Raw genomic sequence first — 12,480 nt, forward strand, 5'->3', positions numbered from 1 at the left:
ACTTCGCTTCAGACGCGGATGATCGTGTCGCTGTAGCGTAACACCTGGGCATCGTGTGTCAGTAACCGCATCGGCTCGACGAGAGCTTGCGCGACCAGCAAGCGATCGAAGGGGTCTTGATGGTGTGGCGGCAGGGTTTCCACGGCGGCTGCGTGCTCGGCCTCGATGGGTAGTATGCGGTAGCCAGCTTCGAGAAAATAGCTCAACGCGTCCGCGCCAGAAATTGGCATATCGCCGCGACCCAGGGAGTGCTTGATGGCAATCTCCCAAACGGAGGCAGCGCTAACCCATACGGTGGCGCGTGGCGACAAGATGAGCTCCCGCGCTTTCTCAGACAGTCTGGGGCTGTCGATGAGGGCCCACAGTGCCACGTGCGTATCCAGTAGCAGGTTCATGCGGCGGCTGCGTCACCGGTCATCAGACGTGAAATTTCGTCGTTATGGGTATCGATGGAGTCAGGCACCTGGAAACAACCCTTAGCCACGCCGATGCGTCGGCTCGGCGACGTGCCATCGATGGGGACCAGCTTGGCGGCAGGGCGCCCGTTGCGGGCGATGATGATTTCGCGCTCGCGCCCGGTCTCGATGGCCTCGACCAGTCGAGACAGTGACGACTTTGCTTGGAGCATGTTGATCGCAGGCATGGGGCTGAGTGTCTTGGTCTGGCTTGGCCAATGCTAGCATCGGTGCCGACCGTTGTCATCCTGAGTAAAAGGTACGGTACCACTGCACGAATGCACGCACGCCTTCGCGAACGGGGGTTTGGGGGCGGTAGCCGGTCAGGCGCTGCAGTAGGCTGGCGTCGGCCCAAGTAGCGGGCACGTCGCCCAGCTGCATGGGCAGGTAGTGGCGGATGGCGGGGCGGCCGATTTCGGCCTCGATCGCATCGACGAAGTCGAGCAGCCGCACGGGCTGGCTGTTGCCGATGTTGACGACGCGCCATGGCGCCGCGGGGCTGAGCGTGTCGCCCTCGGTGGGCTGCCAGCCGTGCGCGGGCGTGCGGGCGTCGGGCGCGGGTGGGATGGCGTCGATGAGCAAGCGGATGGCGCGCACCAAGTCGTCGACGTAGGTGAAGTCGCGCTGCATGTCGCCGTGGTTGTAAATCTCGATCGGGGTGCCGTCCAAGATGCCCTTGGTGAATTTGAACAGCGCCATGTCGGGCCGGCCCCAGGGCCCGTAGACGGTGAAGAAGCGAAACACCGTGGTGGGCACACCGTGGATGTGGCTGTAGGCGTGGCTCATCGCCTCATTGGCCTTTTTGGTGGCGGCGTAGAGCGTGAGCGGGGTGTCGGCCTTGTCGCCTTCGGCAAACGGCATGTGGGTGTTGGCGCCGTAGACGCTGCTGGTGGAGGCCAGCAGCAAATGGCGCGGGCGGGCCTGCACGGCGGCCTGCAGCAGGTGGAAGGTGCCGACCAGGTTGGCGTCGATGTAGGCGGCGGGGTTTTCCAGGCTGTAGCGCACGCCAGCCTGCGCGGCCAAGTGCACGATGACGTCGGGCTGCGCGGCTTGCACGGCAGCCTGCAGCGCGGGCAGGTCTTCCAGCATGGCCTCGGTGGCGACGAAGGCCGGAAATTCGCGCAGCATGGCGTGGCGGCGTTGTTTCAACCGCACGTCGTAGTAGGGGGTCATGCCGTCGTAGCCGTGGACGGTATGGCCCTCGGCCAACAACAGCCGCGCCAGGTGAAAACCGATAAAGCCGGCGGTGCCGGTGATGAAAACTTTCATGCGTCGGCCCCGAACAAATCGCGCGTGTAAACCTTGTGCACCACGTCTGCCAGATCCGGGTGGAGGCGGTTGGCCAGGATGACGTCGGCTTGCGCTTTGAAGGCCAACAGGTCGCGCACGAGTGGCGAGTGAAAGAAGTGCTCGCCCTCGAGCATGGGCTCGTAGACGATCATGGGCACGCCTTTGGCCTTGATGCGCTTCATGACGCCCTGGATGGCCGAGGCGCGGAAATTGTCCGAGCCTTGCTTCATGACCAGGCGGTACACGCCCACCGTAGGGGCGCGTCCGTGGCGTGCGGGCTCGCCATCGGCGCAGAGCACCTGCAGGCGGCGCAGTACGTCGTCGGCGATGAAGTCTTTGCGCGTGGCGTTGGCCTGTACGATGGCGGCGATCAGGTTCTGCGGCACGTCGCGGTAGTTGGCCAGCAGCTGCTTGGTGTCTTTGGGCAGGCAGTAGCCGCCGTAGCCGAAGCTGGGGTTGTTGTAGCCGCGGCCCACGCGCGGGTCCAGGCACACGCCGTCGATGATCTGGCGCGTATCCAGCCCGTGGGCGGCGGCGTAGCTGTCGAGCTCGTTGAAAAACGCCACGCGCATGGCGAGATACGTGTTGGCAAAGAGCTTGATCGCCTCGGCCTCGGTGGGGTCGGTCAAGAGCACCGGTACGTCGGCTTTGTGCGCCCCTTGACGCAACAGGTCGGCCACGAGCTGGCCGCGCGCACCGCGGTCGCCCACCACGATGCGGCTGGGGCGCAGGTTGTCGGCCAGCGCCTGGCCCTCGCGCAAAAATTCCGGCGAAAAGACGATGCGGTCGGTGCCGTGCTGTTGCCGCAGCCGCTGCGTAAAGCCCACCGGCACAGTGGATTTGATGACCAGGGTGCTGCTGGGGTGCGCGGCCAGCGCTTGGGCCACCACCGCTTCGACACTGCGGGTGTCGAAAGCGTTGGTGGCAGGGTCGTAGTCGGTGGGGGTGGCAATGAAGACCACGTCGGCGTCGGCCAGCGCTGCGGCCGCGTCGGTGCTCGCATGCAGGCGCAAATCGGGCCGCTGCAAAAACTCGTCGGCCAACGCGTCGGCCACGGGGCTTTGGCGTGCCTGCAGTTGGGCCACGCGCTGCGGGTTGATGTCCACCACGGTGACGGTGTGGTGCTGCGCCAGCAGCAGCGCGTTGGCCATGCCGACATAGCCCGCGCCGACGACGGCGATGTGGTGGGAGGGTAGGGACGGGTTCATACGGCGAGGGTATGCGGGGCAGAGGCGCTGCGCTGGCCGGCCGTGAAGGCCCAGGTGCTGGCGCACATGTCGTGCAAGCCGCGCTCGGCGCGCCAGCCCAGCACGCGCTGGGCTTTGGTGGGGTCGGCCCAGCACTCGGCCACGTCGCCTGGGCGGCGCGGAGCGATGCGGTAGGGCACCGACTGGCCCGTGGCTTGCTCGAAGGTGCGCACCATCTCCAGCACGCTGGTGCCGCGCCCGGTGCCGAGGTTGAACACGTCGCACGGGGTGGTGGTGCGCTGCAGGTGTTCGAGCGCGGCGCGGTGACCCTCGGCCAGGTCCATGACGTGCAGGTAGTCGCGGATGCCGGTGCCGTCGGGCGTGGGGTAGTCGTTGCCCCACACGTTGAGGTGGGGCAGTTGGCCTGCTGCCACGCGCGCGATGTAGGGCATGAGGTTGTTGGGGATGCCGTTGGGGTCCTCACCGAGCAGGCCCGACGCGTGCGCCCCCACTGGGTTGAAGTAGCGCAGGATGGCGATGCGCCACGTGGCGTCGCTGGCGGCCAGATCGTGCAGCATTTGCTCGATGTGCAGCTTGGTGCGGCCGTAGGGATTCGTGGCGCTGGTGGGGTGGGATTCGTCCAGCGGGAGGTACTGCGGCTGCCCGTAGACGGTGGCGCTGCTGGAAAAGACCAACGATCGCACGCCCTCGGCCGCCATCGCCTGCAGCAGGCTGACGGTGCCGGCGACGTTGTTGTGGTAGTAGGCCAGGGGCTGCGCCACCGATTCGCCCACCGCCTTGAGCCCAGCGAAATGCACCACGGCGTCGATGCGGTAGTGGCGCAGCGCCATGCGCACGCGGATGGTGTCGAGCACGTCACCCACCTCGGTCACCGGGCGCGTGCCGGTGGTGCGGGCGATGCGGTCGGCGACGTCGAGCTTGCTGTTGGAGAGGTTGTCGAGCAGCACGACGTGATGGCCGGCCTGCTGCAACACGGCGGCGGTGTGACTGCCAATGTAGCCCAGGCCGCCGGTGAGGAGAAGATTCATGTCTCGTCTTGGTCGTTCGACGGAAGGGGCTGGCGTCTTTCGCCCAGGCTACCGCAGATCGCGGTGCATTTCCTGTGCACGGCGACCCCCCCTTTTTTGGGCAGGATTGTAACCGCGCCTAACCCTTGCGCAGCGCACCCACCGGCACGGCCACCCGGACTTCGCGCTGCAGGTAGTCCAGCGCGCGCCTCTTGCCGGGGCTTGGTGTGGACCAGGTACCAATGCGTGGCCGAGGGGGTGGCCGGGGCGGAAGAAGACATGGCGACATTATCGCGACCCTGCCGCCTACAATCCTCGCCCATGTTCGTTCACCTGCGCCTGCACACCGAGTTTTCCATTGTCGATGGCACCACCCGGGTGGACGATGCGGTGGCGCGGGCGGCCGCCGATGGGCAGCCCGCGTTGGCGATCACGGACCTGAGCAACCTGTTTGGCGCGATCAAGTTCTACAAGGCGGCGCGCTCAGCGGGCGTCAAGCCGATTCTGGGCGCGGAGGTCTGGCTGGATGGGCTGGGGGTGGACGCGCGCGTGGCGGGCGGCGCGGGGCCGCAGCCGGTGGTGCCGCGCGTGCTGCTGCTGGTGCAAAACGCGCGCGGCTACCTGAACCTGTGCGAGCTGCTGTCGCGCGCGTGGACGCGCGGCGTGGTGCGCGAGCAGGCGCATGTGCAGTGGGCCTGGTTGCAGGAGCGGCACGAGGGGCTGATCGTGCTCGATGGTGCGGCTGCGGGCCCGGTGGGGCAGGCGCTGCTGGCGGGTGACGAGGCGCGGGCGGCCGACGTCGCGCTGCGGCTGGCGCAGGTGTTTGCGCACCGGTTTTATCTGGAGGTGCAGCGCGCCGGCCGCGCCGACGACGAGCGCCATGTGCAGGCGGCGGTGCCGCTGGCCGCGCGTCTGGGGCTGCCCGTGGTGGCCACGCACCCGATCCAGTTTCTGGCGCCAGACGATTACGAGGCGCACGAGGCGCGCGTGTGCATTGCCGAGGGCGAGATCTTGGCCAACCCGCGCCGGGTGCGGCGCTTCACGCGCGAGCAGTATTTTTTGTCGGCGGCCGAGATGGCACAGCGCTTTGCCGATCTGCCCGCGGCGCTGGCCAATACGGTGGAAATCGCGCGCCGCTGCAACCTGACGCTGACGCTGGGCAAGCCGCGCCTGCCGGACTTTCCGATTCCGGCGGTGGATGGGCGGCAAATGGACACGGAAGCCTACTTTCGCCACGTGTCACTGCACGGGCTGGAGCAGCGCCTGGCGCAGTTATACCCCGACGAAGCCGAGCGTGCTGCGCAGCGCCCGCGCTATGTGCAGCGGCTCGAATTCGAGCTCGACACCATCGTAAAAATGGGGTTTCCGGGCTATTTCTTGATCGTGTCCGACTTCATTCAGTGGGCCAAGACCCATGGCTGCCCCGTGGGGCCGGGGCGGGGGTCGGGGGCGGGGTCGCTGGTGGCGTATGCGCTGCAGATCACGGACCTGGATCCGCTGCGCTACAACCTGCTGTTCGAGCGCTTCCTGAATCCCGAGCGGGTGTCGATGCCGGACTTCGACATCGACTTCTGCCAAGAAAACCGCGATCGCGTCATCGAATACGTCAAAACCCGCTACGGGCGCGAGGCGGTGAGCCAGATCGCCACCTTTGGCACCATGGCGGCGCGCGCGGCGATCCGTGACGTGGGGCGGGTGCTGGATTTTGCCTACGGGTTTTGTGACGGCATTTCGAAGCTGGTGCCCAACAAACCGGGCATGAGTGTCACGCTGCAATACCCGCCCAACCCCAAGCCGGAGGGCGACAAAAACCACTACGCGCTGGAAATGGAGCCGCTGCTGGCCGAGCGCGTGCAAAAAGAAGAGGAGGTGCGCCAGTTGATCGAACTGGCGCAAAAGCTGGAGGGCCTTACGCGCAACGTGGGCATGCACGCCGGGGGCGTGTTGATTGCCCCGGGCAAATTGACCGATTTTTGTCCGCTATACCAACAGCCCGGCAGCGACGCGGCGGTCAGCCAATTCGACAAGGACGACGTGGAGGCCGTCGGTCTGGTCAAGTTCGACTTTCTGGGTCTGGCGACGCTGACCATTTTGGAGTTGGCCAAGGCATTCATCGTGGCGCGACACCCTAGCCAGCGGGATTTTGCGTTCGAGCGCATTCCGCTCGATGATGCTGAGACATACCGGCTATTCCAGGAAGGGCGCACGGAGGCGGTGTTCCAGTTCGAATCCCGCGGCATGCAGGCGATGCTGCGCGAGGCCAAGCCGACGCGGCTGGAGGACTTGATCGCGCTCAACGCACTGTACCGTCCCGGGCCAATGGACCTGATTCCGAGCTTCGTGGCGCGCAAGCACGGGCGCGAGCCGGTGGAATATCCGCACCCGTTGGTGGAGCCGGTGCTGGCCGAGACCTACGGCATCATGGTCTACCAAGAGCAGGTGATGCAGGTGGCGCAGGTGTTGGGAGGCTACACACTGGGCGGTGCCGACCTTCTGCGCCGGGCCATGGGCAAAAAGAAACCCGAGGAAATGGCCAAACACCGCGAAATCTTTCGCGAGGGCGCGGCCAAAAAAGGCATCGATCAGACCAAGGCGGACGAAATCTTCGATTTGATGGAGAAGTTCGCCGGCTACGGGTTCAACAAATCGCACGCGGCGGCGTATTCCCTGTTGGCGTACCACACGGCGTGGCTCAAGGTGCATTACACCGCGGAGTTTTTTTGCGCCAACATGACGATCGAAATCGACGACACCGACAAATTGAAGGTGCTCGTCGACGATGCGCGCACGTTCGGGATCCGGTTCGCGCCGCCCGACATCAACGAGGGCACATACCGCTTCGAGCCCATCGACGACCACACCATCCGCTACGGCTTGGGCGCGGTCAAGGGCACGGGGCAGCAGGCGATCGAGGCCATCGTGGCGGCGCGCCAGGGCCACGGCGTCGGGCCGCGCGGCGCGGTCGAAGGCCCGTTTGCCAGCTTGTTCGACTTTTGCAGCCGGGTCGATCGCAGCCGTGTCAACAAACGCACGGTGGAGGCGCTCATCAAGGCGGGGGCGTTCGACCGACTGCACCTGGACCGCGCGGCACTGCTGGCGTCGCTGGACCGGGCGTTCGAGTGGGCGTCGGCGCAGGAGGCCAATGCCCAGCAAGGAGGGCTGTTCGATGCGCTGGGCGACAGCGGCCATGGTTCAGCGGCGCAGGAGCCGCCGCTGGTCGAGACCATGCCCTGGGGCGTGAAAGAGCGGCTCACGCACGAGAAGGCGGCGCTTGGGTTTTACTTTTCCGGCCATTTGTTCGACGAAGTGGAGGCCGAGGTGCGCCGGTTTGCCAAGACCCCACTGGCGCAGGTGGCCGACAGCCGCGAGCCGTGGCTGGTGGCGGGCATCGTCAGCGAGCTGCGCGTCATCAACGGCCAACGGGGCAAGGTGGCCATCTTCAAGCTCGACGACAAGTCCGCCGTGCTGGAAGCCAGCGCCGATGAAGCGCTGATCCAGGCGCACCGCGCGCTGCTGCGCGACGACGAGCTGGTGGTGGCACAAGTGCTGGCGCAGCCGGACCGGTTTTCGGGTGGGTTGCGCTTGAAGGTGCAGCAGCTGTGGGATTTGCCGACGGCGCGCTGCCGCTTCGGGCGCTATTTGCGCGCCGTGGTGTGCGACCGCGTGCCGGACATCGCGGCGTTGGTGCGGGATTTTCCGCCGCAGCGCGAGATGACCGAGCATGGCGAGCTACTGCGCGCGCTGCCGGTGCGGCTGCAGGTGTGGCGCCCGAGCGCGCGCTGCGAGTTGCAACTCGATGACCGGGCCAGCTTTTATCCCACCGATGCGGCGCTGGCGCGCTGGATGGCGCAGGCGCACGAGCAGCGCGCGGAAGTGGTGTACGAGTGAACGCGTCAGCCCCAGTGCGCTCACTCGTTGGGCCGAAAGCCCAGGATCAGCGTGGATGGCACGCGGCCGTTTTCGTCCCGCGGCAGGCGCGCGGTGCGCTCGATGGCGCGCAGCACGGCGTCGTCCCAGGCGCGATGGCCGCTGGATTTGAGCAGGCGCGCGCTCAGGATGGTGCCATCGGGCAAGGTGCGCACTTCGACCTCGGCGCGAGGGTTGCCCGGCACCGTATCGGTAAAGACAATGTGGGGACGGATGTGCGCGACCAGTTTGCCCGCGTAGCTGGCCGATGGGCCGGCATCGCGCTCGGCGCTGCCGCGGGCGCTGGGGCCGCCGCTGGCGCCCGCCTGGCCCAGGATGCGCTCTAGGTTGCGCTGGCGCTCGGCTTCGAGCAGCGCCTGCTCGGCCTTTTCGCGCTCCGCCCGTTGTGCCCGCTCGCGTGCCGCCCTCTCACGCTCGGCCTTCTCGCGCTCGGCGCGGACTTTCTCTGCTTGCTCCCGCTCGCGTCGTTCGCGTGCGGCGCGTTCCTCGGCCAGACGGCGTTCCTCCGCTTGACGGCGGGCCTCGTCGGCGCGGCGCTGCTGCTCACGTTGGCGTTGCAGTGCGATGTCGGCGTCGCGCGGGGCGTCGGCGGTGGCGGGCGGGGTGGGGGTGGGGGTGGGGGGCGCCGGCACGGGCGGGGCGGGGGGCGGCTCTTGGGCGCGCGGCGCGGCGACTTGCGGCAGGGCCGACCAGAGCTCGGCGCTGGCGACGACGGTCGGTGCCTCGCGCTGCCACGCCAGCCCCCAGGCCAGGGCCAGCGCCAGCACGCCGTGTGCCAGCACCGCGAGCGTCCACGGCAGCCAACCACCGCGCGCAGGCGGGGGGCTCAGGTCCAGCTCGTCGGCGATGGCGTGCATGGGGAACTTAGCGGCGCGTGGTTTCGGGTTGTACGGCCAGGCCGATGCGGGCCACGCCCGCACGCTGCAGCGCGTCCATCACCTGCACCACCTGTTCGTAGGCGACGCGCTTGTCGGCGCTGATGATGACGGGCACCGGGGTCGAGGCGGACTCCTGCAGCGCCCGCACGCGCGCGGGCAACTCGCGCAGCGTGAGCACGTCGCCCTCGCCGCTGGTGCGGGCGCTGTCGCGCAGCCGCAGTCGGCCGTCGTGCTCGACGATGATCTGCACATAGCGCTCCGGCTGGCGCGCCGCCTGCCCGACGCGGGGCAGCTCGACCTGGCCCGGCACGATGAGCGGCGCCGTGACCATGAAGATGATCAACAGCACCAGCATCACGTCGATGAAGGGCACCATATTGATCTCGGTGATCGCGCGGCGGCCGCTTCGACGAGGGGCGATGGCGGGCATGGCGAGCGCCTCCGTGGCTCAGTGTCCTGCGGCACCCGCGTGGCGGTGCAGGATGTTGGAAAACTCTTCGATGAAGGTCTCCAGCCGGTTGGCCAGGCGGTCGATGTCGTGCGCAAAGCGGTTGTAGGCCACCACGGCCGGAATGGCGGCGAACAGCCCGATGGCGGTGGCCACCAGCGCTTCGGCGATGGCCGGCGCCACGGTGGCCAGCGTCACTTGCGTCAGCGCAGCCAAGCCAGTGAAGGCGTGCATGATGCCCCAGACGGTGCCGAACAAGCCCACGTAGGGCGACACCGAGCCGACCGAGCCCAGGAACGACAGGTTGACCTCCAGCGCGTCGAGCTCGCGCTGGTAGGCCGCACGCATGGCGCGCCGGGCGCCGTCGAGCAGCGCGTCGGGCTGGGTGATGCGCCGCTCGCGCAGCTTGAGAAATTCGCGCATACCGCTGGCGAAGATGCGCTCCATGGGGCTGCCTTCCGGCGCGCGGCGCAGCGACGACTCGTACAGCGTCTGCAGGTTGCCGCCGGACCAGAAGTCGCGCTCGAACTCGTCTGTCAGGCGCCGCACGCGCTTGAGCGCAAAGACCTTGCGCAAGATGGCCGCCCAGCTGGTGATGGAGACCCCCACGAGCAACAACACCACCGCCTGCACCACCCAGGAGGCGTTGAGCATTAGCTCGACGACGGAAAACTCATGTGTCATGCGGATCGTGTTCCTTGGCTGTCGGTGGGCAGGGTGCCGGCCAGCGCAGCGGCCACTTCGGCAGGCAGCCGGGCGGGGCGCAACGCATCGGCTTGCACCCAACCGATGCGCACCGTGCCCTCGCACAGCGGCCCGCTGCCGTCGCCGGTCCGCCACGCCTGCTGTTGCAGTGTCACGGTGGCGCGCCCGAGTTCCCGTACACGTGTGTGGATCGTCAGTTCGTCGTCCAGCCGCGCCGGGCGCAGATAGCGTACCTCGATCGCACCGACGACGAACATGCCACCGGTGCGCTCGCGCAGCGCTTGCTGCCCCAGCCCCAGGCTGCGCAACCACTCGGTGCGCGCACGCTCGAAAAACTTCAGGTAGTTGGCATAGTAGACGATGCCACCCGCGTCGGTGTCTTCCCAGTAGATGCGCACGGGCCAGGTGTGCCCCGGCGCGGCGCTGGCGGCCGACGGTTCAGCTGCGGCGGGCGGGATCACGCGCCACCTCCTCGGGTCGTAGCTGGGGGGCCAGGCGGTTGAGCACGCCGTTGACGAATTTGTGTCCGTCGGTGCCGCCAAAGGTCTTGGCCAGTTCGATGCATTCGTTGAGAACGACGCGCCAGGGCACGTCGGGACAGTGCTGCAGCTCGTAGGCGCCGATCCACAGCACGGCATGCTCGATGGGCGACAGCTCCGCCAGCGGGCGGTCGAGCAGCGGGCTCAGGTGCGCGTCCAATTCGCTGGCCTGCGCAATGCAGCCGTGCAGCAGCGCGTCGTAGTGCGCGCTATCCGCTTTGTGAAAGCCGCTGAGGTCGCGCGTAAAGACATCGATGTCGGCTGCCTCGTTGCGGCCGACCAGGTGCTGGTAGAGCCCTTGCAGGGCGAATTCGCGCGCACGGGTGCGGGCAGATTTTTCGGGTGCTTTGGTCATGGGCGCTATTGTCCCAGACCACGGGGGTCAGTCGAGCGGGTAGCGCCGCAGCAGCGCGGCCATCTCCACCGCCACGCGGGCCGCGTCACGGGGTTTTTCGTCCTGCCGAGCGACGGCCTGCGACAGATTTTCGGTGGTGAGGATGGCGTTGGCGATCGGGATGTGGTGATCCAGCCCCACGCGCGTGATGCCCGCTGCCGACTCGTTGCACACCAGTTCGAAGTGGTAGGTCTCGCCGCGAATCACGCAGCCGAGCGCGATCAGGGCGTCGAAGCGGCCGCTTTGCGCCATCGCCTGCAGGGCGAGCGGCACCTCGAGCGCGCCGGGTACTTGCTCCAGCACCACGTCGGCATCGGCCACGCCCAGCGCGCGCAGCTCGTCGCGGCAGGCTTTGGCCAGGGCGTCGGTGATGCCCTGGTTGAAGCGCGCCTGCACGATACCGATGCGCAGGCCACGGCCATCCAGCGCCGCAGCTTGCCCTTTGTGCGCTCCCATCATGTCGAGTTTCCTTCCGGGGGTTGGGGGTGAACAAAGCCGACCACTTCAAGCCCGTAACCGGTCATGCTGGGCATACGCCGGGGGGGGCCGAGCAGCGCCATGCGGTGGATGCCGCAGTCGCGCAATATCTGCGCGCCGATGCCGTACGTGCGCAAATCCATGCGGCCGCGCTCGGGCGCTTGTGACGATCGGGCGGTGCCGTCGAACTGCGCCAGCAGCTGCTCGGCGCTCTCGCCCGCATTGAGCAACACCGCCACGCCACGACCCGCCTGTTGCAGGTGGCGCAGGCTGGCCTCCAGGCTCCAAGAGTGCATGCGGCGGCCGACTTCCAACGCGTCCAGCAGCGACAGGGGCTCGTGCACGCGCACCGGCACCGCGTCGTCGGGCCCCCACTGACCCACCACCAGCGCCAGGTGCACACCGCCGCCCGTCTGGTCGCGGTACGCGTGTGCGGTGAAGGGGCCATAGGCCGTCTGCAGCGGCCGGCTGCCGACCCGGCGCACCAGGCTTTCGGTGCGGCTGCGGTATTCGATCAGATCGGCGATGGTGCCGATCTTGAGCCCATGCCGCGCCGCAAAGCGCTGCAGATCGGGCAGCCGCGCCATGGTGCCGTCGTCGTTCATGATCTCGCAGATCACCGCGGCTGGCGTGCAGCCCGCCATGGCGGCGAGGTCGCAGCCGGCTTCGGTGTGGCCAGCGCGCATCAGCACGCCGCCATCGACCGCCTGCAGCGGGAACACGTGCCCGGGTTGCACCAGATCGTCGGGGCGTGCGTTGGGGGCGACGGCGACGCGAATGGTGTGCGCCCGGTCCGCGGCCGAGATGCCGGTGGTCACGCCTTCGGCCGCTTCGATGGAGACGGTAAACGCCGTGCCCATCTTGGTGCCGTTGCGCGGCACCATGGGCGGCAGCTGCAGCTGCTCGCAGCGCTGGCGCGTCAGCGTCAGGCAGATCAGCCCGCGGCCGTACTTGGCCATGAAATTGATCGCTTCGGGCGTGACATGATCGGCGGCGAGCACCAAGTCGCCTTCGTTTTCGCGGTCTTCCTCATCGACCAGGATGACCATGCGCCCGGCGCGCAACTCGGCGACGATGTCGTCGACCGGTGAAATGGGGGCCACGGCCTCGGCCGGGCCAGCAGAGGGGGCGCAAGCAGGGGTGTGCATAGGG

At 67.7% G+C, this 12,480-nt stretch carries 13 protein-coding genes; 1 reads left to right on the forward strand and 12 read right to left on the reverse strand.

Translation table 11 applies throughout. From position 1 onward, the window contains the following. Positions 1 to 8: 8 nt before the first annotated feature. The 5 genes from ACPP3B_RS09075 to galE are packed head-to-tail and all read right to left on the reverse strand — an operon-like array spanning position 9 to position 3,981. On the reverse strand, positions 9 to 395 hold the full coding sequence (locus ACPP3B_RS09075) for a type II toxin-antitoxin system VapC family toxin (protein WP_424858775.1): 387 nt from the start codon (positions 393 to 395) through the stop codon (positions 9 to 11). Continuing rightward, the gene (locus ACPP3B_RS09080) at positions 392 to 643 is read right to left on the reverse strand and encodes a type II toxin-antitoxin system Phd/YefM family antitoxin (protein WP_299022949.1); all 252 of its coding nucleotides are present in this window, start codon (positions 641 to 643) and stop codon (positions 392 to 394) included. Before ACPP3B_RS09080 ends, ACPP3B_RS09075 begins: the two co-directional genes overlap by 4 nt. Positions 644 to 698: 55 nt before the next feature. After that, the gene (locus ACPP3B_RS09085; protein ID WP_299022945.1) at positions 699 to 1,724 is read right to left on the reverse strand and encodes an NAD-dependent epimerase/dehydratase family protein; all 1,026 of its coding nucleotides are present in this window, start codon (positions 1,722 to 1,724) and stop codon (positions 699 to 701) included. Next, the gene (locus ACPP3B_RS09090; RefSeq protein WP_424858776.1) at positions 1,721 to 2,953 is read right to left on the reverse strand and encodes a nucleotide sugar dehydrogenase; all 1,233 of its coding nucleotides are present in this window, start codon (positions 2,951 to 2,953) and stop codon (positions 1,721 to 1,723) included. The genes ACPP3B_RS09085 and ACPP3B_RS09090 overlap by 4 nt, the downstream gene beginning before the upstream one ends. Continuing rightward, a complete protein-coding gene (galE, locus tag ACPP3B_RS09095) occupies positions 2,950 to 3,981 on the reverse strand; it encodes a UDP-glucose 4-epimerase GalE (RefSeq protein ID WP_424858777.1) in 1,032 nt (343 codons plus the stop codon). Before galE ends, ACPP3B_RS09090 begins: the two co-directional genes overlap by 4 nt. Positions 3,982 to 4,281: 300 nt before the next feature. Here galE and dnaE point away from each other — a divergent pair, with 300 nt between their 5' ends. Continuing rightward, positions 4,282 to 7,848 (forward strand): DNA polymerase III subunit alpha, encoded by a 3,567-nt coding sequence (gene dnaE, locus ACPP3B_RS09100; RefSeq protein ID WP_424858778.1) that lies wholly within the window; start codon positions 4,282 to 4,284, stop codon positions 7,846 to 7,848. A gap of 20 nt (positions 7,849 to 7,868) precedes the next feature. On the opposite strand, the gene tolA is transcribed toward dnaE, so the two are convergent. From tolA to ribBA, 7 genes are read right to left on the reverse strand one after another with little or no spacing between them, the layout of a single operon-like run. Further along, entirely contained in the window at positions 7,869 to 8,744 is an 876-nt protein-coding gene (tolA, locus tag ACPP3B_RS09105) for a cell envelope integrity protein TolA (RefSeq protein ID WP_424858779.1), read from the reverse strand. A 7-nt stretch (positions 8,745 to 8,751) separates the two neighbouring features. Continuing rightward, positions 8,752 to 9,195: an ExbD/TolR family protein gene (locus ACPP3B_RS09110; RefSeq protein WP_424858780.1), complete on the reverse strand. Its 444-nt coding sequence runs from the start codon at positions 9,193 to 9,195 to the stop codon at positions 8,752 to 8,754. An 18-nt stretch (positions 9,196 to 9,213) separates the two neighbouring features. Beyond that, the gene (gene tolQ, locus ACPP3B_RS09115; RefSeq protein ID WP_299022692.1) at positions 9,214 to 9,897 is read right to left on the reverse strand and encodes a protein TolQ; all 684 of its coding nucleotides are present in this window, start codon (positions 9,895 to 9,897) and stop codon (positions 9,214 to 9,216) included. Further along, positions 9,894 to 10,379: a tol-pal system-associated acyl-CoA thioesterase gene (ybgC, locus tag ACPP3B_RS09120; protein WP_424858781.1), complete on the reverse strand. Its 486-nt coding sequence runs from the start codon at positions 10,377 to 10,379 to the stop codon at positions 9,894 to 9,896. Before ybgC ends, tolQ begins: the two co-directional genes overlap by 4 nt. Continuing rightward, the gene (gene nusB / locus ACPP3B_RS09125) at positions 10,357 to 10,812 is read right to left on the reverse strand and encodes a transcription antitermination factor NusB (protein ID WP_299022691.1); all 456 of its coding nucleotides are present in this window, start codon (positions 10,810 to 10,812) and stop codon (positions 10,357 to 10,359) included. Before nusB ends, ybgC begins: the two co-directional genes overlap by 23 nt. Before the next feature lie 27 nt (positions 10,813 to 10,839). Continuing rightward, on the reverse strand, positions 10,840 to 11,310 hold the full coding sequence (gene ribH / locus ACPP3B_RS09130) for a 6,7-dimethyl-8-ribityllumazine synthase (protein WP_299022690.1): 471 nt from the start codon (positions 11,308 to 11,310) through the stop codon (positions 10,840 to 10,842). Continuing rightward, on the reverse strand, positions 11,307 to 12,476 hold the full coding sequence (gene ribBA, locus ACPP3B_RS09135) for a bifunctional 3,4-dihydroxy-2-butanone-4-phosphate synthase/GTP cyclohydrolase II (protein ID WP_424858782.1): 1,170 nt from the start codon (positions 12,474 to 12,476) through the stop codon (positions 11,307 to 11,309). The genes ribH and ribBA overlap by 4 nt, the downstream gene beginning before the upstream one ends. Positions 12,477 to 12,480 lie beyond the last annotated feature (4 nt).

The sequence above is a fragment of the Tepidimonas sp. HKU77 genome, from assembly GCF_049728535.1.
Classification (GTDB): domain Bacteria; phylum Pseudomonadota; class Gammaproteobacteria; order Burkholderiales; family Burkholderiaceae_C; genus Tepidimonas.